This window comes from Pusillimonas sp., from assembly GCF_044464525.1.
Lineage (GTDB): Bacteria > Pseudomonadota > Gammaproteobacteria > Burkholderiales > Burkholderiaceae_B > Pusillimonas.
In genome coordinates this window covers 103192-123258 of record NZ_JBIQLE010000005.1, presented here as the reverse complement: position 1 = coordinate 123258, position 20067 = coordinate 103192, and the positions used below count along the sequence as shown (strand labels likewise).

Below are 20067 nucleotides of genomic sequence, written 5' to 3'. Positions count from 1 at the left end.
GACTTTCTCATAACCGATGCCCAACGTTCAGCTCAGGCGAAACAGCGAGTTTCCAGTTCGTGAAACCCACCGAATAGCCGCATTGCCCGGCAATCGCATGGAAATGTCCAGCGAAGGCAAGGGCTGGCGCGACCTGTACACGTCGGTGGCCAGCGAACAATCGTGGTCGGCCACCATAGGCGGCGTCGACCACTTTTGTCTGGCTTATTGCGTGTCGGGGTCCGCAGGCATCACGCGCCGCATTTCGGGTAGCGCCGCGCCCAGCCGCGCCTTGCTGCGGCCAGGGTATTTTGGCTCTATTCCCGCAGGGGCCGAGACCGATTGGCGGGTTGTTGGTGCGCCGCAGGTCATGTTGCTGTATTTGCGTAACTCCCTGCTGAAGCAGGTGGTGGAACAGGTATTCGACGGCGATCAGCGTCGCATGCAACTGCGGCCCATACTTGGCGAAGCCGAGCCGTTGCTGGAACAGTTGTCGCTGGCGGTGCTGTCGGCCTTGCGCATGCCGGGTGCCCACGAGCGTCTATATGTCGACAGCCTGGCAAACGCCCTGGCGGTACAGACTTTGTTCGCCTTGGGCGGGGGCGGCAATGAGCGCCAAGCGCTATTGGAAAGCCGGCGCGAAATTTCCAATACGGGCATGCGGCGGGTTATTGAGTATATAGACGCCGAGCTAGGCAACGATCTGAGCTTGGGGGCGCTTGCGGAAGTGGCCAACTACAGCCCCAGCTTCTTTGCCCGGGCGTTCAAGCGCCATATGGGCGAGCCTTTGCATCAATATGTCTTGAGGCGGCGAGTTGCGTACGCGAAGAAGTTGTTGCTTGGCTCTGATGCAACCATCAGCCAAATTGCCATGGAAACGGGCTTTTCAAGCCAAAGCCATCTGACCAGTGCGTTTCGCCGCTTAACCGGCCGCACGCCCGGCATGTTGCGCCGCCACCAAGGTTAGGTGCGCGGCGCGCTTTCTGTGTTGCGCATGGCGCCGTTTTTCACAATAGCGACACAGGGGTTGAACCCCATCGCATAGGCCAGGTCGCCAGGCCGGTCAATTTCCCATAGGGCAAAATCGGCGTTCTTGCCCGGTTCGAGGCTGCCTATGGAATCAGCAAGCCCCAATGCCCGTGCCGCGTTGATGGTGGCTCCCGCCAGGGCTTCTTGAGGTGTCAGGCGGAAGATGGTGCAACCCATGTTCATGGCCAGCAGCAGCGAGGTCATGGGCGAGGTGCCCGGATTGCAGTCGGTGGCCACCGCGATGGGCACGCCGGCGTCGCGCAGCCCCTGAACCGGCGGCAATTGCGTATCGCGCAGATAATAGAAGGCGCCCGGAAGCAGCACCGCGACCGTGCCCGCCTCGGCCATGGCGGTGATGCCTTCGGCCGAGAGGTGTTCCAGATGGTCGGCGGAAAGCCCTTGGTAGCGCGCTGCCAGTTGGGCGCCGCCGTGGTCGGACAACTGCTCGGCGTGCAGCTTCACAGGCAGGCCGTGTCGCTTGGCCGCCATGAACACGCGCTCGGTCTGCGCAGGGGTGAAGCCTATGCTTTCACAAAAGGCGTCAACGGCGTCGACCAGGCCTTGCTCGACCAGAGCAGGCAACATGTTTTCACAGACTTCGTCGATGTAGTCGTCTGGCCGGGCCGCGTATTCGGGAGGCAGCGCGTGGGCTCCAAGAAATGTGGTTCGCACTGTCAGCTTCAGGCGCGTTTCAATTTCGCGGGCCGCCTGCAGCATTTTCTGTTCTGTGGGCAGGTCAAGGCCGTAGCCGGATTTGATTTCCAGCGTGGTGACGCCCTCGGCCATCAATGCCTTTACCCTGGGCAGGCTTTGCCGCAGCAGCTCATCAAGGCCGGCTTCGCGGGTGGCGCGCACAGTCGAGACGATGCCCCCGCCTTCGCGCGCGATTTGCTCGTAGGGCACGCCGTTAAGGCGTGCTTCCCATTCGTTGCTGCGATTGCCGGCATAAATGATGTGAGTATGGCAATCGATAAGGCCGGGTGTCAGCCATGCTCCGCCGCCGTCGTGTTCGTGCGCGGCGTGCGCCACGCGCGGCAGGGCGCCGCGTTTGCCCAGCCAGGCGATTTTTCCTTGCCTTACCGCAATGGCTCCATCGTGGATTTCACCATAGCCGCCCGATGGGCTCATGGTGGCAAGATTGACGTTTACCCACAGGGCGTCCCAGTTCGGGCCGGAATCTTTCATAGTGCGCTCGATTGATTGGCGATGCGCGCGACCAGGCGGGCGGCGACGCGCGCGCTGCGATTATCGATGTCGAAATCAGGATTGAGTTCGGCAATGTCGGCCAGGCGCATTTTGCCCGATGCCGCCACATGGTCGGCCAGGGCTTCCACCACCTCGAGGGGAACCCCTCGGGCGGCGGGCGCGCTGACGCCGGGCGCAACGTAGGCTGGTAGTACATCCAGGCAGATGGTGAAATAAACATGGTCGACGCTGTGCAGGAAAGCGTCCAGCCGCAAGAGCACGGCGGTGCGGTCGGTAATGCCCATTTCTTCATCGAGCAGCCATTCAACGCCCAGCGACGACGCACGGTCGAATAGAGCTTGGGTATTGGCGAATTGGCTTACGCCCAGACAGCAATAGTTGAAGTCCCAGCCCCGCTGTTCGCAAGTTTCGGCAATTTGGCGAAACGGTGTTCCTGAACTGGCGTGCTCGGCCTGCCGCAGGTCGAAGTGTGCGTCGAGATTGATGATGCCGACACGGGGCGCGGTTTGATGTTGCGCAGCAAGATGACGGGCAAGCCCTTCGAACGACCCGAAGGCGATTTCGTGGCCGCCTCCCAGCGTAATAGGAAGGTGGCCATGCTTGAGCACGCCGGCCAGGTGTTCAGAAAGTTCGTCCTGCGCCTGTTCGAGCCCGTCGTGCGCACCGATGGCTTGCGGGACGACGTCGCCGGCGTCGAAAATCTGCTTGCATTGATTGACCGGCATATTGCTTAACATGGCCCGGATGGCGGCCGGCCCCTTGCGGGCGCCGGGCCGGCCATGATTGCGCTGTACTCCGGCGTCGCAAGCAAAGCCCGTCAGCACGACGCCTTGGCCGGCGTCGCCTGACAGGGGCCGCACAGCCTGGTGCCAGCGCTGTCCGGCGGGGCCCTCGGCTGCGTCGGTGCGGCCCTTCCATTGCGTCATGTCGGCGGGTATAAGCATGGCGGTATCGCTTTATTTGATCATGGGAAGCTGCAGGCCGAAGCGCTTGGCGCAATCGATGGCAGCCTGGTAACCGGCATCGGCGTGGCGCATGACGCCCGAGCCGCAGTCATTGATCAGAACGCGCTCGAGCCGCTTGGCCGCTGCGTCGCTGCCGTCGGCCACGATGACCATGCCGGCATGCTGCGAGTAGCCCATGCCCACTCCGCCACCGTGGTGGAAAGACACCCAGCTGGCGCCGCCCGCGGTGTTGAGCAAGGCGTTAAGCAACGGCCAGTCGGAAACTGCATCAGTGCCATCGCGCATGGCTTCGGTCTCGCGGTTGGGGCTGGCCACTGAGCCGGTGTCCAGGTGGTCGCGCCCGATGACGATGGGCGCCTTCAGTTCACCCGTGCGCACCATTTCGTTGAATGCCAGGCCGGCGACGTGTCGCTCGCCCAGGCCAAGCCAGCAGATGCGCGAGGGCAGGCCCTGGAAGGCGATGCGCTCGCGCGCCATGTCCAGCCAATGGGTCACGGGCTTGTTCTCGGGAAAGAGTTCTTTGATCTTGGCGTCGGTCTTGTAGATGTCTTCGGGGTCGCCCGACAGCGCCACCCAGCGGAAAGGGCCCTTGCCTTCGCAAAACAGCGGCCGGATATAGGCGGGCACGAAACCCGGGAAATCGAAGGCGTTTGACACGCCCGCATCGGACGCGACCTGGCGGATGTTGTTGCCGTAGTCGACAGTGGGTATGCCCATGGCATGGAAGTCGAGCATGGCCTGTACGTGAACCGCGCAGGATTCGCGGGCGCGAGAGGTAAGTTCGGCGTGCTGTGAAGAGTCTTTACGCGCGGCCTCCCACTGCTCAAGCGTCCAGCCCATGGGCAGATAGCCGTTGACCAGGTCGTGGGCGGAGGTCTGGTCGGTGACCAGATCCGGTTTCATGCCACCCTCTTTGGCGCGGCGCGCCAGCTCGGGCAGAATTTCAGCCGCGTTGCCCAGCAGGGCGATGGAAACGGCCTCTTTGCGTTCACAGTGGTAGCGCACCATGGCCAGCGCTTCGTCGAGATCTTTGGCCTGTTTGTCGACATACCGCGTGCGCAGCCGGAAGTCGATGCGGCTTTGCTGGCATTCGATATTGAGCGACACCGCGCCGGCCAGCGTGGCGGCCAGTGGCTGTGCTCCGCCCATGCCGCCCAGGCCGGCGGTAAGTATCCAGCGGCCTGACCAGTCGCCGTTGAAGTGCTGACGGCCGGCTTCGACGAAGGTTTCATAGGTGCCCTGGATGATGCCCTGGCTTCCAATATATATCCAGCTGCCGGCTGTCATCTGGCCATACATGAAGAGGCCCTTGCGGTCCAGTTCGTTGAAGTGCTCCCAATCGGCCCATTGCGGCACCAGGTTGGAGTTCGCGATCAGTACCCGGGGCGCATCGGCATGGGTCTTGAACACGCCCACCGGCTTGCCGGACTGCACCAGCAAAGACTCGTCTTCTTCCAATTGCTTGAGCTCGGTCAGAATCTGGTCGTAGCACTCCCAGTTGCGCGCCGCCCGGCCAATGCCGCCGTACACCACCAGGTGTTGCGGGTCTTCGGCCACTTCGGCGTCGAGGTTGTTCTGGATCATCCGGTAGGCTGCTTCGCTGATCCAGTTCTTGCATGTCAGCTTGTCGCCGCGCGGAGCATGGATTTTGCGTGTGGCGTCGTAGCGCGGATCGCTTGCGTGTTGATCAGTTGCGGTGTTCATACTCGTTTCCTCTTTCTTTGTTGCTCGGGCGTGGCGGCGTGCAGCTGTCGCGCGAGCCCGCAATGGAGTTGCTTAATGCAGGCCCAGATACGCAGCGGCCAGGTCGGGGTCTTTGGCGGCGTCTTGTGCGCTGCCCTGCCATACAGTTCGACCGGATTCCAGCACGCAGACCTGGTCTGCCACGCTAAGCGCACGGTCGGTGTTTTGTTCGACCAGCAAGATGGTCAGGCCTTCAGCGCGCAATTTTTGCAGGGCGTGGTAGCACAGGTCGATGATCTTGGGCATAAGGCCAAGCGAAAGCTCGTCGATCATGATCAGCTTGGGCCGCGCCATAAGGGCGCGCCCGATAGCAAGCATCTGCTGTTCGCCGCCCGATAGGTTGCCGGCCAGAGAGCCCAGGCGCTCGCCCAGGCGCGGAAACAACGCCAGCACTTTGTCGCGGTCTTCGGCGAAATCGGTCTTGGGCCGGATCATACCGCCCACGCGCAGGTTGTCTTCGACGCTTAGATCTTTGAACAGCCGGCGTCCCTCGGGGGAAATGGCCAAGCCCAGGCGCACTCGGTCGGCCGGCGGCAAGGCGCTGATGTCACGGCCCTCGAACATGATGGCGCCGCCATGCAATTGGACGTGGCCGGCGATGCACATAAGGGTGGACGATTTTCCGGCGCCATTGGCACCCACCAGGGCGGTGATGGTTGCCGGTTCCAGCGTCAGCGACAGGTTGGATACGGCTTCGAACGTGCCGTAGCCGCAGGTCAGGTTTTTTAACTCAAGCACCTTGTTCCTCCGTGGTGTCGGCATTTGCTTCGGCGCCCAGGTAGGCGGCACGCACCTGCGGTTGCTGCATGACTTCGCGCGGCGGACCGCTGGCGATGTGGCGGCCGTTGTCCAGCACCACCAGCCGATGGCAGATACGCATGACTTCGCCCAGGTTGTGTTCGATGAGGATGGTGGTTACCCCTTGCCGATTGATTTCGGCAATGGTGTCCGCCAGCGTGGCCGCCTCTTTGGAGTTCAGGCCCGCCAAAGGCTCATCCAGCAGCAGCAGCTTGGGCTCTTGTGCCAGGGCTCGGGCGACTTCAAGACGCTTCAGTACGCCCAGCGGCTGGATGCCGGGCATTTGGTCGGCGTGCTGGGCGATGCCGACTCGCTCAAGCATGCGGCGCGCAATGTCGCGCTCATGGCTGGAACTGGTGTGCAGCAGCGCTTTCAGGGGCGAGTGGGTGTGGGCGCTGCCGGCAGCCAGGGCGACGTTGTCCAGCACGGAAATGTCGCGAAACGGCCGTACCAATTGCTGCGAGAAGGCCAGCCCTCGTCGGATGCGCTGGTGTGTGGGCAGGCCGTTCAACTTGTGCTCGCCAAGGTGGATGGCGCCCATGTTGGCTGTAACCACCCCTGTGATGGCTCGCATCAGCGTGGTCTTGCCGGCCCCGTTGGGACCGATCAAGCCAAGCAACTCGCCCTGGCGAACGTCGAACGATACGTCGTCGACGGCTTTGAGGCCGCCGAACTGCACCGTGACCCCGTTTACGCGAAGTAAAGTCGTGTCGGCGGTCATAAGCGTGCTCCTTCGGTTTGGCCTTTGCCTGCGCGGCGGCGCAGCAGGGCGCGGACAATGCCCGCCACGCCGCCCGGAGAAAAGCGCATCATCAGGAACAACACACCGCCGTAGACCAGCAGCTTGTAGTCGCCGATGACCTGGAACCAGGCCGGCAGGGCCGAAAGCAAAGCGGCGCCGAAAATTACGCCGGGAACAGAACCGATGCCGCCGAAGACCACCATGGACAGCACGGTGATCGACTCGATGAAGCCGAAGCTTTCGGGGCCGATGTATTTGAAGTGCTGGCCGTACAGCCCGCCGGCCAGGCCGGCTATGGCTGTGCCCATGGCGAACGCCGCAAGCTTGTAGCGGGGAACGTCGATGCCAAGCACGCGCATGGTGTCCTCGTCTTCGGCTATGCCGTTGAACACGCGGCCCATCCAGGATTTCTGGATGTAGATGCAGAAGACGGCAACCAGCGCGGCCAACCCCAGCGACAGCCACATGAAACCCACGCGGTCGAGGCCGGAACCCGGAATGCCCGAGAGCCCCATTTCACCGCCCAGCCATTCTTGCTGGCGCACGATGCCCACGAACAGGAATACGACCCCCATGGTGGTGATGGCCAGGAAGTCGTCGCGTACACGCAGACTTGTAAGCCCGACGATGACGCCCACTATGCCGGCAAGCAGCATGCCAATGGGAAGGGTGGCGAAAAATGGTACACCCGCCTTGCACAGTATGGCCGAGGTATAGGCGCCGATGCCCAGGAAAGCGGCGTGGCCGAGGCTGATCTGGCCGCAAAAACCGGTTATGAGGTTGAGGGACAGCGCAAAGATGACGCTGATTCCCATGGCGGTAAGTAAAGAAATTTCATATGCCATGTGCGTCTCCTAGCGTCGTGCGAAAAGTCCCTGGGGACGGACCATGAGTACGAGAATGAGCAGGGCGAAAGCAATGGCGTTGCGATCGAGTAGATGGTCGAGATAGATGGTGCCGAAGGATTCGACCACACCCAGCACCAGTGATGCCAGCAGCGTGCCGCGTACCGAACCCATGCCGCCCAGCACGATAATGGCCAGCGCCTTGTATGACGGAACACTGCCCATGGTGGGTTCGACAAGGTTGTTGAGCAGAGCGACCCAAACTCCGGCAAAGCCGGCCAGCGCCGAGCCGACGAAGAAGTTCAGATCGCGCACTGTGCGCAGGCGAATGCCGAAGGATTGCGCCATTTGCGGATCGGATACGGTTGCCTGGCACGCGATGCCGATACGGGTATGGGTTTGCAGATAGCCAAGGGCCGCGATGATGGCCAAGGAACTGCCCATGACCATGAGCTCGGCCAGGCTGAAGTGCAGCCCGCCGAACACATGCACATATTCTTGCAATGGCGGCGAATCGTAAGTAAGGCCGGCTGCGCCGAACAGAATTCGGAAGGCCTCTTCAAAGGCGATGTATAGCCCGATGGAAGCAATCAGCGCGACGAAGGGCGGCTGATTCAATATGGGTTCGTAGCAAAGGCGATAGATGATCACGCCCACGATGCCCGCGCCTATCATGGCGGCGATACAGGCAAGCGTCAGGCTTCCCGTGGCATTGGTGGCGATGACGCCGATGTATCCGCCCAGCGTGAACAGGGCGGCATGGGCGATGTGCAGGATGCGCAGCAGCCCGTACACCAGGGTTAGGCCAAGGGCGATGAGGGCGTAAATACTACCCTGCACCAGTCCTTGCGCAACGAGCTCGACAAAGAGCATAGTGGCTCCTGGATTGATCTTATTGAAGCGGTGGCCGCGGTACCGGGCGGTTGTGCGCTTTCTTGGAGGATGCGCGCGCCGCCCCGCGCGGCGCGCTGTACGTGAAGCTTATTTGCTGGGGGGCGCGAGCAGTTCTGGATCGTGCAGCACCGAGTGGCGATGGAACGCGCCGTCTTTCACGACCTGTACCTGAAGGTCTTTGCTGACTTCATGCAGGTCATTGAACTCGAGCTTGCCGATGGGCATGGTGTAGCTGCCCTCGGCGATGGCGTCACGCAGCTCGGCGCCGCCCTTGCCGTTGGTCTTGCGCAGGCCTTCGATCAGGATGGCCGTTGCCGTGTAGGTGGAGGCCCCCACCATGTCGGCGCCGAAGCCGGCCTTTTCGCGGAACTTCTCGAGGAACTCTTTGGTTTCAGCAACGTCGGAATCGCGATCCAGCGAGGTGACCAGCAGGGTGCCTTCGGAGGCCTTGCCGGCGATCTCGATGAATTTTTCGCTGTCGTAGCCTTCTTGGCCGATGATGGGCACCGTTACGCCTGCGGCGCGCATCTGCGAAACCAGCGGGCCGGCGTTGAAATAATAGCCCGAGGCGTAAATGGCTTCCGGGTTGTCAGACTTTACCTTGGCGATCAGCGAACCGAACTGGCGGTCTTTGATGTCGTATTCGTACTCGCTGACGATGTCCAGATCGAATTTCTTCGCGCCCTCTTTGAAACCCCTGGCCAGGGTTTGGCCAAAGTCGTTCTTAAGCGTGACCAGCACCACCCGTTTCTTGCCCAGTTCGTTGACCAGCTTGGCGCCACCGCGCCCCTGGACTTCGCCCATGGATGATACGCGGAACATGTAGTTGCCGGTTTGAGTAACGCTGGGGTCGATGGAGTAGGCGACCACGTAGGGCACTTCGGCGGCCTGGAATATCTGCGCGGCCGGGCGAGTGGCCGCCGAGTAAGAGCCGGAGACGGCGCCCACGACCTTGTCGCGTTCGATGAGCTTGGTGGCTACCGGCGTGGCTTCCTTGGCCGATGCCTGGTCGTCGTAGGCGATGAGTTCGATCTTTTCACCGTTAACGCCGCCTTCGGCATTGGCTTTCTCGACGGCAAGCTGTGCGCCTATGTGGGCCGAGTTTCCGTCAAATGCGGCAAAGCCGGTAAGGGGGACGTTGAGCCCGATCTTGATGTCGGCCAAGGCAGTTGGTGCGGCGAAGGCTGCGGATACCGCTACGGCCAGCGCAAGCTTGCCGGTGGTTATGAATCGTTTCATTGTTGTGTCTCCTGATAGTTGACCACGTGCGCATTAAGTTGTGATAAGTTGTCTATACAACTTTGCCAGATACAACTCTATCAAATAACATCTGTTACATCAATAGTGTTTTCCAGGAGAAAATGTGAGCAGCAAGAAAGAGGAGACAATGCCCCGATACCTGCGCATCAAGAATTATCTGCTCGCAGGGATACAAAAAGGCCGCTGGAAAGAAGGGGACGTGGTTCCGACCGAACAGGCGCTGGTCAAGAAATTCGGCGTATCGCGCATGACAGTCAATCGTGCCGTAAAAGAGCTGACCGCCGAAGAGGTCTTGACGAGGGTGCAGGGCTCAGGAACTTTCGTGGCAAAACAGAAGTATCAGGCCACCCTGATAGCCATCAAGAGCATTGCCGATGAGGTGCGTGATCGGGGCCACGAGCATAGTTGTGAAGTGCATTTGCTCGAACAACACAATGCGCAAGAGCCTTTCACCCATCGCTTCGGCGTCTCGGCGGGTCATGCTTTATTCCATTCGGTAATCGTGCACTTGGACAACGGCGTGCCCATACAAGTGGAAGACCGGTGGGTGAATGCCGTAGTGGCTCCCGACTATCTGGAGCAAGACTTCGCGGCCACCACACCGAACGAATATCTAATGGTCGTGGCGCCGCTTCAGGGTGTGCGGTATAGCGTCGAGGCGATGAGCGCACCGCACGAAATAGCGCGAATGCTGCATATTCCGGAAGGCGAGCCGTGCCTGGTGCTTAAACGCACGACGCTGTCGCAGGATCAAGTGGCGTCGGTGGCGACCATGTGGTATCCGGGAAGCCGGTATCAGTTGGCAGGCACGTTATAAAAGCGCGACGCAAAAGCGGTTGCCGTCTGGGCGGATGCCACGCGAACCGATTTGGGATGACGGTGCGGGCTTGTGAGGAAATAGGGGCGGCGTCGCCCCGGCATCTACGTTGTGGCCGCGTCTTCTTCTTTGCTGGGCTTTTCGCTGTGCTTGCTGGTGTGCAGGGAGATCATTGGCGGTTGGGCTTGTTCAGCGCGTTCGCGGACAATGCGAGCTTCCATTGAAAGAGCGTAAGGCTTGACTTTCCAGGTGCGGTACGGAGCAAGAGTTTTGTTTGTTGCGGACATTGAGTTTCCTGGTTGAACACTCCGGCGCCCATCAATGATGACGAACCCCGGCGTTGCTGGAGTCACTATGATTGCACATGCATGTTTCACCCGTGCTACTGCGACTATTGATGCCGAAGGTGTAAAAATGCGTTTCGGATTCAATACTTCTAGGATGGCATATGAACGGACAGATGCGCATCGGTGATATCCCTTGCTTCACGCGGGTTACGACGGTTCGACGCGCCGAACGTCCAGTATGGTGATGCGCCGGCCTTGCAATTCGGTCACTTCAAAGGCGAAGGCGTCGATCGTCACGCGTGAACCGATTTGCGGCTGGCTATCCAGATGCGCTTGCACCAGCCCCGCAATAGAGGACACATCAAGTTCGTCATCGACCAGGCCGGTGCTTCCCAGTTCTTGCTCCAGGTGATGCAGGTCGGCCGAACCCGAGATGCGCCAATGCCCTTCCTCCAGCCTTTGAATGGCCGGCTGTTCGTCCTCGTCCGGAAACTCGCCGGCGATCGCTTCCAGAATGTCGATTGGGGTCACAAGGCCTTGTATCGTGCCGTACTCGTCTGCAACCAGTGCAAGCTGCCCGCGCGAGCCGCGCAGCGTCTCCATCGTCTTGATGACACCGGCCAGTTCACTGACGACGATAGGCTGGCGCAGCCAAGGCTTGATGGTGAGCCGTCCAGTGTCCAGCAGCTCCGCCAGCAGATCTTTGGCGCGAACCACGCCCAGAAGCGTATCCAGGTCGCCGCGGCCCACGGGGAAAAAGCTGTGCGGTGTTTCGCGCAACATCTTGATGGTGTCCTGCGGGTCGTCTTCGATGTCGACCCACGAGATGTCGGAACGCGGCGTCATAATCGACCAAACCGTGCGCTCGCCCAGCGTCAGCACACCGCTGACCATATTGCGCTCTTCAGCGCCGAAGGCGGGCTCGTGCCCTTCGTCCGCATTTGAGCCTTCGCCTGCGGTTTCCGATTCGGTCCGGTTGCCGCCAAGTATGCGAAGCACAGCCTCTGCCGTACGGTCGCGCAGAGGTAGCCGCGCCTCATTGCGAAGCATGCTGCGGCGCGCCACCTGGTTGAAGAACTCGATCAAGATCGAAAACCCGATGGCGGCATACAAATAGCCTTTGGGAATCTTGAAGCCCAAACCTTCTGCGGTAAGACTCAGGCCGATCATCAGAAGAAAGCTCAAGCACAGCACCACCACGGTCGGGTGGGCGCTGACGAACTTGGTCAAGGGCTTAGAGGCCCACAGCATGATGCCGATGGAAATGATCACGGCGGCCATCATCACCGGCAGTTCGTCCACCATGCCGACGGCGGTAATGACGGCATCCAGCGAAAACACCATGTCCAGCACAACAATCTGTGCGATCACAACGCCGAAGCCCGCATACACCTTGGATTTGGTGTGAGTGTGAGTCTTGCCTTCGAGCCGTTCGTGCAATTCAGTAGTAGCCTTGAAGAGCAGGAAGAGACCGCCTAGAAACAAGATCAGGTCGCGACCCGAAAAGCCGTGGTCCCCGACGAAGAACAGCGGGGCGGTGAGCGTTACCAGCCAGGAAACGATGGACAGCAGGCCCAGCCGCATGAACAGCGCCAGCGAAAGGCCGACGACTCGCGCCTTGTCGCGTTGCGCCGGCGGCAGCTTTTCGGCCAGGATGGCGATGAAGATCAGGTTGTCGATTCCCAGGACAATCTCAAGCACGACTAGCGTCAGCAGCCCGATCCAGATGTGGGGATCAAATAGCAGTTCCATGGGGATTCGAAAGAAGTGGGAGGGCGGAAAGCGCCATGGGCCGGGCATGGTCGCGGGCGGACAGGCCGGGTACCGGAGGCAATGCCGGATGTATGTGGGCGAGGACGAAAGTTCGTCTCATGCGGGCGCGGAGAATAGCGGGCCTGCCAGTATAGTCGAACTGCGGCTTACGACTGCGACCTTACAAAAACGAGCGTGTACGTCTCTTTAAGTAGACATAACGCCTGCCTTGCCCTATACTTGCTGCTTGGTCGTTGGGCGGCTTATGTCGCTTGAACGCTATTACCCGGGTCTAATTTCGCGAGTTTCGCAAGACCCTGTCAAATGCCATCACGCGGTGGCTCGGCCCTATGGGTTGATTTCAACGGTTCTTCGAACCGCACAAACGTACGAATCACGTACGGTCAAAGTACGAACAAGTACTCAATATAGCGGAAACGTGCAACGCACGGCGCCTTGTGCCGCGCGCGTTACATGCGTGCGCGTTCAATGATGTTATGGCCGTCCACGACGAGCCCTATGGATGTTACGGCGCCAGCGTGCCGGCCCTTGCGTTGGGTCGTCCATAAAGAATTAATCATAAAAGGATCTTGTTTCATGCAGGACACAGAGTTATTTCAGTTATCCGGGCTGACAGCCGTATTGCTGCTGGTGGGCTTTTATGCGGTTACCTTTCTGATGTCGCTGACCATCAGGCAGAAGAATGAGAACGTTGACGGCTACATGGTCTCCAACAACGCCATCGGCTTCGGGCTATCGGCGGCAAGCATGATCGCCACCTGGATCTGGGCGGCGTCATTTTACGCAAGCGCCAGCGCGGGTTACCGATATGGCATCTCTGGCCCGATCCACTACGGGCTTTGGGGGGCGCTGATGATCTTGTTCATCTACCCCTTCGGTCGGCGTTTTCGGCAGCTTGCTCCGAAAGCTCACACCTTGGCTGAGGTGATGCATGCGCGCCACGGAAAATCCAGCCAGCTGATCATGGCTGCGTCCAACCTGGTCGGAAGCTGTATCAGCCTTATGGTCAACTTCACTGCCGCGGGCGCCCTGGTGTCGATACTTAGCCCATTGAGCTTCGTGCAGGGTGTCCTGATTGCCGGAGCAGGCGTGCTGTCGTATACCATCTGGTCCGGCTTTCGCGCTTCGGTCATGACCGACTTTGCGCAGCTTGCGGCCATGATCCTGTCTGCCGTGGTGATCATTCCGATCATCTTCTTCAATGTCGGCGGCACCGAGATGCTGGCGGCCAATATGTCGACGCTTACCGCTCAACAGGCAACGTTTTTTTCTTCGGAGGCCTTCTTGAACCAGGGCGCGCCGTACCTGGTCGCCGTATTGGCGTACGCCATCGGCAACCAGACAATTGCGCAGCGCCTGTTTGCAGTGCGCGAAGACCTGATCAAACCAACCTTCATTGCGGCCACGGTAGGCTATGGCGCCATCGTTATCGGATTGGGAATGCTGGGCTTGCTTGCATTGTTCATCGGACTCGATCCGGTTGACGGCAACCTCAACAACATCATTCCGCAAATGGCTTCGGCCTATCTGCCGCCCTTCGCCATCGGCCTGTTTTTCATCCTGGTGGTGGGTTCGTTGTCGTCCACGGCTGATTCCGATCTGTCTGCGTTGTCGGCAATCGTGATGACCGACATCTATGGCAAGAACCTGGCCAAGGGCAGGCCCGACCCGAAGCGCATGCTGTTCTGGGGCCGCATGACGATGATTGTCGCAACCATGCTGGGGGTGGTTTTCGCCAGCTTGCGCATGGACATCCTGGTGATGCTGGTGTTCGTCGGCGCGCTGTGGGGCGCCATCGTCTTTCCCGTGATCATGAGCTTCTACTGGAACCGCATCACAAATAAGGCTTTTACCAGCGCCGTTATCTGCGCAGTGGTGCTGTTCACGCTGCTGCGATTCGAACTGGTTCCATTGGATGGTGCGCCGGCCGTGCTGTTCGAGCTGCTGGCTTCGGTTGGCGGCGGCATTGTCATCGGCCTGATGGCCTTTGGCTTCCTTGGCAAGACAGCCGGTCTGGTGCTTGGCGGTCTGACCATGGTGGTACTGGCTCCGTTCAGCGTCGGCTTCATGAGGGATTACGTGGTGCTGCTAAGCTCGCTCACCTCGTACGGCGTCAGCGCTATTGTGTGCGTGGCGGTCAGCCTTCGGTCGAACGAGCGTTTCGATTTTGATCTGCTCAACGAAAGAGTGGTGGCGTTTCAATACGATGCAGTACCCGCTTCCGCAGGAAAGCCATCTGGTAAGCCGGGTCGTCAGAAAGACTCTGTGCGCAAGCCTTCAGACAAGATGACCACTCAATCTATTTGAGCCAAAGGAGAGCAGTTATGAATATATTCGCTTTAAGCGCCTACATCCTGATCTGGCCGGTCATCTCGGCCGGAATCCTGATAATGCTGGTCGTCGCCCTTATCCGCGACTTGCGCGCGGCCCGCCGCAGCGGCGATGAAATGGTGTGAATGTAACTTGGTAAACTTGGGGTCACCCTAGTTTTTGTTACGTGCGCCCCTTGCTGGGCCGGTGGTTGGCGAATTTCTGCTTGCCGATTACCGGCCCAGCCTGTGTCCACGCAACGGCAACCCGCAACTTGCTTAGAGGCTTCAGATGCCGCAATATCGTTCCCGCACTTCAACCCACGGCCGCAACATGGCCGGCGCCCGCGCGCTTTGGCGCGCCACCGGCATGAAAGACGACGACTTCAGCAAACCCATCATTGCCGTGGTCAACTCCTTTACACAGTTCGTGCCGGGACACGTCCACCTCAAAGACATGGGCCAGCTCGTGGCGCGTCAGATCGAGGCGGCGGGCGGCGTTGCCAAAGAATTCAACACCATTGCCGTCGATGACGGCATCGCCATGGGCCACAGCGGCATGCTGTACTCGTTGCCTTCGCGCGAGCTTATTGCAGATTCGGTCGAGTACATGGTCAATGCGCATTGTGCCGACGCCATGGTGTGCATCTCCAACTGCGACAAAATCACTCCGGGCATGCTGATGGCCGCCATGCGCCTCAATATACCCGTGGTCTTCGTGTCGGGCGGGCCCATGGAGGCCGGCAAGGTTGTCGAGGCCGGCACCAAAAAAATATTGATGAAGCTTGACCTGGTCGATGCCATGGTCAAGGCGGCCGACGCACAGGTAAGCGATGCCGAAGTGCAGACTATTGAGCGCAGCGCTTGCCCTACCTGCGGCTCGTGTTCGGGCATGTTCACTGCAAACTCCATGAACTGTCTTACCGAAGCCCTGGGCCTGGCCTTGCCGGGCAATGGTTCGTTGCTGGCTACCCACGCACGGCGCAAGACGCTGTTCGAGAACGCGGGCAAGCTTGTGGTTGATCTGTGCAAGCGCTACTACGAGCAGGACGACGCTTCTGTTTTGCCGCGCAACATCGCCACGGTACAGGCCTTCGAAAACGCCATGACTCTCGACGTGGCCATGGGCGGGTCGACCAACACCGTGCTGCACTTGCTGGCGGCGGCCCAAGAAGCCGAGGTCGATTTCACAATGTCCGACATCGACCGCATTTCGCGTCATGTGCCTTGCTTGAGCAAGGTGGCGCCGGCTACCGACAAATACCACATGGAAGACGTGCACCGTGCCGGTGGCATATTCGCCATTCTGGGCGAACTCGCTCGCGCGGGCTTGCTGAATTTGGACGTGGGCAACGTCCATGCGGGCACGTTGCGCCAGGCCATCGATCAGTGGGACATCAATAGCGGGCATGCCTCCCAGGAAGTTCTCGATTTCTACAAGGCGGCTCCGGGGGGCGTGCCCACCCAGGTGGCTTTTAGCCAAGATAAATATTTCGATACCCTCGACCTTGATCGCAAGGGCGGTTGCGTACGTTCGCGCGAACACGCTTATTCGCAGGACGGCGGCCTGGCTGTGCTATACGGCAACCTGGCGCCTAATGGCTGCATCGTGAAGACGGCGGGGGTGGATGACAGCATACTTACCTTTACCGGCACGGCCCGAGTCTACGAAAGCCAGGATACGGCCGTAGAGGGAATTCTTGGCGACGAGGTGAAGGCGGGGCACGTAGTCATCATCCGCTACGAAGGTCCCAAGGGCGGCCCTGGCATGCAGGAAATGCTTTATCCCACCTCTTACCTGAAATCGAAGGGGCTGGGTGCAAGTTCTGCGCTGCTTACCGACGGCCGATTCTCGGGCGGCTCTTCCGGCCTGGTCATTGGTCACGCCTCGCCCGAGGCGGCCGAAGGCGGCAATATTGGCCTGGTCAATGATGGCGATACCATCGAGATCGACATCCCCAACCGCCGCATACATCTGGCGATCAGCGATGAAGAACTGGCCGACCGACGGGCAGCCATGGAGGCGCGCGGCGACAAGGCCTGGCAGCCGGTTGATCGCGAGCGTTATGTTTCGCAGGCCTTGCAAGCCTATGCGGCATTGGCCACCTCGGCCGACCGGGGCGCTGTGCGCGATGTCAGTCAACTGCGCAAACGTTAAGACCAGGCCGGTCCGGGCATGCTGCTCACGCTGCTGAACATCGTCTTGCCCGTGGCGGCCGTGGCCGCCCTGGGCTATGCGTTCGGCAGACTGCAGGCGCGTGCGCCTGACATGGCTTTCATCAATCACGCCAACGTGATGGTGTTCTGCCCGGCGTTGGTGTTCTCGGCTCTGCTCGACAACCCCGTCGACCTGGCACATAGCTGGCCCCTGGTGGCCGCGGGCGTCTTGATCATTGTCGTTCCGGGGCTTCTGCTGGCGCTAGTTCCGCGACCTGGTCTGGTTCGCCGCGCCTTCCTCGTCTCGGGGATGTTCCGCAATACCGGTAACGTCGGCATTCCCCTGATGATGTTGGCATATGGCCAGCATCTGCTTGGCGACATCGTCGTGCTGTTCGTGCTGTCGAGCCTGCTGCACTTTTCGCTGGGTATTTTCCTGTTGTCTCGCACCAGCAATCGTTGGCTGTGGTTGCGCAACCCCAATATCTGGGCGGCGGTGCTAGGCTTGATATTGGCGCCGTACCGACAAAGCTTCCCAGGCTTTGTGTCCACGTTTGTGGAAATGCTGGGACAGCTCGCCATCCCGCTGATGCTATTTTCACTGGGGGTGCGGCTTTCGCAGGACCGCATTGAACAGTTGGGCCTCGCCCTGCGTATCAATGTGCTTTATCTGTTGGCCGGTGCGGTCACTGTGCCCATCGTCTTATGGATGTTGCCGCTTACGCCGGAATGGAGCCGCCTTGTTGTGTTGTCGGCCATGCTGCCGCCGGCCGTACTCAATTACTTGCTTTGCGAGCAGTATCGCGCCGATCCGCGCGTGGTCGCCAGCGTGGTGCTATTGGGTAATGTGATGGCGCTTGTGACCATACCCGTGGTGGTATGGGCGACATTGGCGTGGTGGTAAGGCGCTGCCGCCGGCCCGACGCCGGCAGAAAGTGTGGGCGTCGGGCAAGTAGCAGCTTAGTGAGCCGGCTTGAAGCGGCGTAGTTGGCCGGCGAGGTGATGCAGCAACGCCAGCGCATCGTCTACGTTCAGGGCTGTGCCGTACACGTAATGGTCGGGTCGCACTACTGCATAGCCAACGCCCAGTGATCGCATCCACGGCTCGATGACCGCACCGGCTTCCACAATGCCCAGAACAATGCCATCGGTGGACTCTTCCTGTTTCAACTCGGTCTCGCTTAGGGCGGTGTTGGCCTGGCAGTCAGAGCTGACCTTGGACGGGGCTTTGGCATTATTGCCAGAGCCAGCCTGGCTGCTACCCAAATGAACCAGCACGCCGCGCAGTGGCCTGAGGGCCGTGAGCAACTCGGCCTGTTCGGCGGCCGCAGGCTGATGCAGCGCGACCAAGAGAAATGCCGGTCCGGTCAGGTCGTCCAGCAAGACGCCTGGCACCGGGGCAGCCAAATGCGGCTGCGGAAATAATTGGCCGTGTCCTGGGGTGGTATCGAGCAGTCCCGCGTCAAGGTTGGGGATCATGTTTTGCCTGATGGTGGTTTCACCCTTATATTTTTCACGCAGGCTTGTGTCGCGTTCGGCCGCCTTGGCGGGGTCGCGTTCGCAAATGATGCGTCCCAGCTCTATGGCGGCGCGGGTTGTGGCCACCGTGTGCGGGCGGCGTTCTTGTTCGTAGCTGTCCAGCAGCGTGTCGTCGGCTTCGTTGCAAAGCACACGGGCCAGTTTCCAGGAAAGATTCAGCGCATCTCTGAGGCCTTGCATCATGCCTTGTGCCATGAAGGGCGGCGTCATGTGAGCGGCATCGCCCGCCAGCAGGATGCGTCTATCGCGCCACTGCGTGGCGACCAGGCCATGAAAGCGGTAAGCCGCCGAGCGCCAGAGTGTGATCTCGCCTGGCTTCACCCAGCGATCGAGCAGCTTCCAGATCTCGTCTTCGGGAAAGGGCGTGACCGTGCTGTCTCCCGGCTGAAGCATGATCTCCCAGCGGCGATGGTTGCCCGGGCCGACAACAAAGGTGGCCGGCCTGACTGGGTCACAATATTGAACCTGGGTCTGGGGAAGATCGGCCAACTTGTCGTCAGGCACAATCGAGTCTACGACCAGCCACGCTTCGTCAAAGCCCAGGTCTTCGAAGGCGATGCCCAGACGCTTGCGGATAGGACTTGAGCCCCCATCGCAGGCGATCAGGTACGAGGCCTCGAAACGTTGCTTTTGCCCGCCGCCAACCGCGCTGGCTTGTACCCAGACTCCTTGATCATCCTGGCCGAAGTCCGTTATCTCGCAGTTGGTTTGAATCAGCGCGTCGGATTCGTTGGCGACATGGTCGCGCAACGCGTGTTCCAGCGCGGGCTGGTTGAAGACATAGTTGGGCGCCCAGCCCAGCGGGTAGGGAGCGGGCGCGGCATCCAGCCGGCGAATCAGATCGCCGTCCATACCGCGGTACTCGCTGGGTCGATATGGCGCGACATGGGGCGCGATTGCTTCGGCCAAGCCCAGTTGCTGCAGCAGACGCATGGCTTCGTGGTCGAGGCCGATGGCGCGGGGTAGCGGATAGAGGCCGGGCAGTTTGTCGAACGCCGCGACCCTGAGGCCGCGCTGTGCCAGCAGCGCAGCGAGTGTGATGCCGGTGGGCCCCAGACCCGCTATCAGGACGTCGTATCGTTTCATGGGCGTGATTGTTTTTTGGAAGGAGATCGACGCGGCGGCCGTTATCGCTGGCCGTCGTGCACGCTGACTTGTTCTTTGCTCAACCCGCCCAGCCTTGCATGGATGCGGCCTCCGGTGCCGGCCAGAAGCGCGAACAGAATCTCGTTGGGGCGCGGCGCATCCTGGATGCCTACTTCGCCCACCGTGTAATGGCTGCGCACATAGGAGGCATGGATGTAGTGCAGCGGCACGATCAGGCGAAAGCCGGCGGTGGCGACCGCCTTGGCCGACGGCACCATAGCCTTGGGTTCGCCCAGTGCGGCGCGCAACGCCCACCCGCCCGCTTCGTGCCACACGGCGCCGTGCTCGATTTCTCCGTTCACGCCGACGATGGCTGCCTTGCTGTAGACCTCGATGTTCGCCGCGCCGAGAGTGTCGATCAGCTCAGCGGCAAGTGTGGCTCCCAGTTCGCGCAGTTCCGCCATGAAGGGCATCAGGTCTTCTTGATATTTTCCCGCATAGGGGTTGCGAATGACCGCCGCCGCCGCGGCAATCTTGACGGGAGTATCGGCGGCTGGGCCACCTTCGTGATAGGTGGTCTCGATGTTGAGGCTGCGTTTTCGGATTTCGATGAGCGACATGTTCATACCTTGGTAAAG

Annotated in this window: 18 protein-coding genes; 6 read left to right on the top strand and 12 right to left on the bottom strand. The window is 60.4% G+C overall.

The window, feature by feature from the left end; all coding sequences use genetic code 11:
- Positions 1–97: 97 nt before the first annotated feature.
- Positions 98–946, top strand: coding sequence for a helix-turn-helix domain-containing protein (locus tag ACIY1O_RS04570; RefSeq protein ID WP_397473901.1), 849 nt, complete (start codon positions 98–100; stop codon positions 944–946).
- Here the strand turns inward: ACIY1O_RS04570 and hutI are convergent.
- The 8 genes from hutI to ACIY1O_RS04530 form a co-directional block, all read right to left on the bottom strand.
- A complete protein-coding gene (hutI, locus tag ACIY1O_RS04565; RefSeq protein WP_397473900.1) occupies positions 943–2193 on the bottom strand; it encodes an imidazolonepropionase in 1251 nt (416 codons plus the stop codon). The two genes, ACIY1O_RS04570 and hutI, sit on opposite strands and share 4 nt — an antisense overlap.
- On the bottom strand, positions 2190–3158 hold the full coding sequence (gene hutG / locus ACIY1O_RS04560) for a formimidoylglutamase (protein ID WP_397473899.1): 969 nt from the start codon (positions 3156–3158) through the stop codon (positions 2190–2192). Before hutG ends, hutI begins: the two co-directional genes overlap by 4 nt.
- 12 nt (positions 3159–3170) lie before the next feature.
- A complete protein-coding gene (hutU, locus tag ACIY1O_RS04555) occupies positions 3171–4883 on the bottom strand; it encodes a urocanate hydratase (RefSeq protein WP_397473898.1) in 1713 nt (570 codons plus the stop codon).
- 72 nt (positions 4884–4955) lie between these two features.
- Positions 4956–5660, bottom strand: a complete 705-nt coding sequence (locus ACIY1O_RS04550) for an ABC transporter ATP-binding protein (protein ID WP_397473897.1) — start codon at positions 5658–5660, stop codon at positions 4956–4958.
- Entirely contained in the window at positions 5653–6441 is a 789-nt protein-coding gene (locus ACIY1O_RS04545) for an ABC transporter ATP-binding protein (protein WP_397473896.1), read from the bottom strand. Before ACIY1O_RS04545 ends, ACIY1O_RS04550 begins: the two co-directional genes overlap by 8 nt.
- Entirely contained in the window at positions 6438–7307 is an 870-nt protein-coding gene (locus tag ACIY1O_RS04540) for a branched-chain amino acid ABC transporter permease (RefSeq protein ID WP_397473895.1), read from the bottom strand. The genes ACIY1O_RS04545 and ACIY1O_RS04540 overlap by 4 nt, the downstream gene beginning before the upstream one ends.
- A gap of 9 nt (positions 7308–7316) precedes the next feature.
- Positions 7317–8180, bottom strand: coding sequence for a branched-chain amino acid ABC transporter permease (locus ACIY1O_RS04535; protein WP_397473894.1), 864 nt, complete (start codon positions 8178–8180; stop codon positions 7317–7319).
- Positions 8181–8288: 108 nt separating this feature from the next.
- Positions 8289–9440 carry an ABC transporter substrate-binding protein gene (locus ACIY1O_RS04530; RefSeq protein ID WP_397473893.1) on the bottom strand — a complete coding sequence of 384 codons (1152 nt, stop codon included), beginning with the start codon at positions 9438–9440 and terminating at the stop codon, positions 8289–8291.
- Between the two features lie 124 nt (positions 9441–9564).
- Here ACIY1O_RS04530 and hutC point away from each other — a divergent pair, with 124 nt between their 5' ends.
- A complete protein-coding gene (gene hutC, locus ACIY1O_RS04525) occupies positions 9565–10278 on the top strand; it encodes a histidine utilization transcriptional repressor HutC (RefSeq protein WP_397473892.1) in 714 nt (237 codons plus the stop codon).
- Positions 10279–10382: 104 nt separating this feature from the next.
- Here hutC and ACIY1O_RS04520 read toward each other — a convergent pair whose 3' ends face one another.
- Both ACIY1O_RS04520 and ACIY1O_RS04515 read right to left on the bottom strand, forming a co-directional pair.
- Positions 10383–10565 (bottom strand): hypothetical protein, encoded by a 183-nt coding sequence (locus ACIY1O_RS04520; RefSeq protein WP_397473891.1) that lies wholly within the window; start codon positions 10563–10565, stop codon positions 10383–10385.
- Positions 10566–10772: 207 nt separating this feature from the next.
- On the bottom strand, positions 10773–12317 hold the full coding sequence (locus ACIY1O_RS04515) for a TerC family protein (protein WP_397473890.1): 1545 nt from the start codon (positions 12315–12317) through the stop codon (positions 10773–10775).
- A 597-nt stretch (positions 12318–12914) separates the two neighbouring features.
- On the opposite strand from ACIY1O_RS04515, the gene ACIY1O_RS04510 reads away from it, so the two are divergent.
- The 4 genes from ACIY1O_RS04510 (at position 12915) to ACIY1O_RS04495 (ending at position 17708) form a co-directional block, all read left to right on the top strand.
- Entirely contained in the window at positions 12915–14645 is a 1731-nt protein-coding gene (locus tag ACIY1O_RS04510; RefSeq protein ID WP_397473889.1) for a sodium:solute symporter family protein, read from the top strand.
- A gap of 17 nt (positions 14646–14662) precedes the next feature.
- Entirely contained in the window at positions 14663–14794 is a 132-nt protein-coding gene (locus tag ACIY1O_RS04505) for a putative transporter small subunit (protein WP_397473888.1), read from the top strand.
- A gap of 145 nt (positions 14795–14939) precedes the next feature.
- Positions 14940–16805 (top strand): dihydroxy-acid dehydratase, encoded by a 1866-nt coding sequence (gene ilvD, locus ACIY1O_RS04500; protein WP_397473887.1) that lies wholly within the window; start codon positions 14940–14942, stop codon positions 16803–16805.
- A gap of 18 nt (positions 16806–16823) precedes the next feature.
- Positions 16824–17708: an AEC family transporter gene (locus ACIY1O_RS04495; RefSeq protein ID WP_397473886.1), complete on the top strand. Its 885-nt coding sequence runs from the start codon at positions 16824–16826 to the stop codon at positions 17706–17708.
- Between the two features lie 56 nt (positions 17709–17764).
- Here ACIY1O_RS04495 and ACIY1O_RS04490 read toward each other — a convergent pair whose 3' ends face one another.
- Both ACIY1O_RS04490 and ACIY1O_RS04485 read right to left on the bottom strand, forming a co-directional pair.
- Entirely contained in the window at positions 17765–19429 is a 1665-nt protein-coding gene (locus ACIY1O_RS04490) for a bifunctional 3-(3-hydroxy-phenyl)propionate/3-hydroxycinnamic acid hydroxylase (RefSeq protein ID WP_397473885.1), read from the bottom strand.
- A 41-nt stretch (positions 19430–19470) separates the two neighbouring features.
- A complete protein-coding gene (locus ACIY1O_RS04485; RefSeq protein WP_397473884.1) occupies positions 19471–20049 on the bottom strand; it encodes an amino acid synthesis family protein in 579 nt (192 codons plus the stop codon).
- Positions 20050–20067 lie beyond the last annotated feature (18 nt).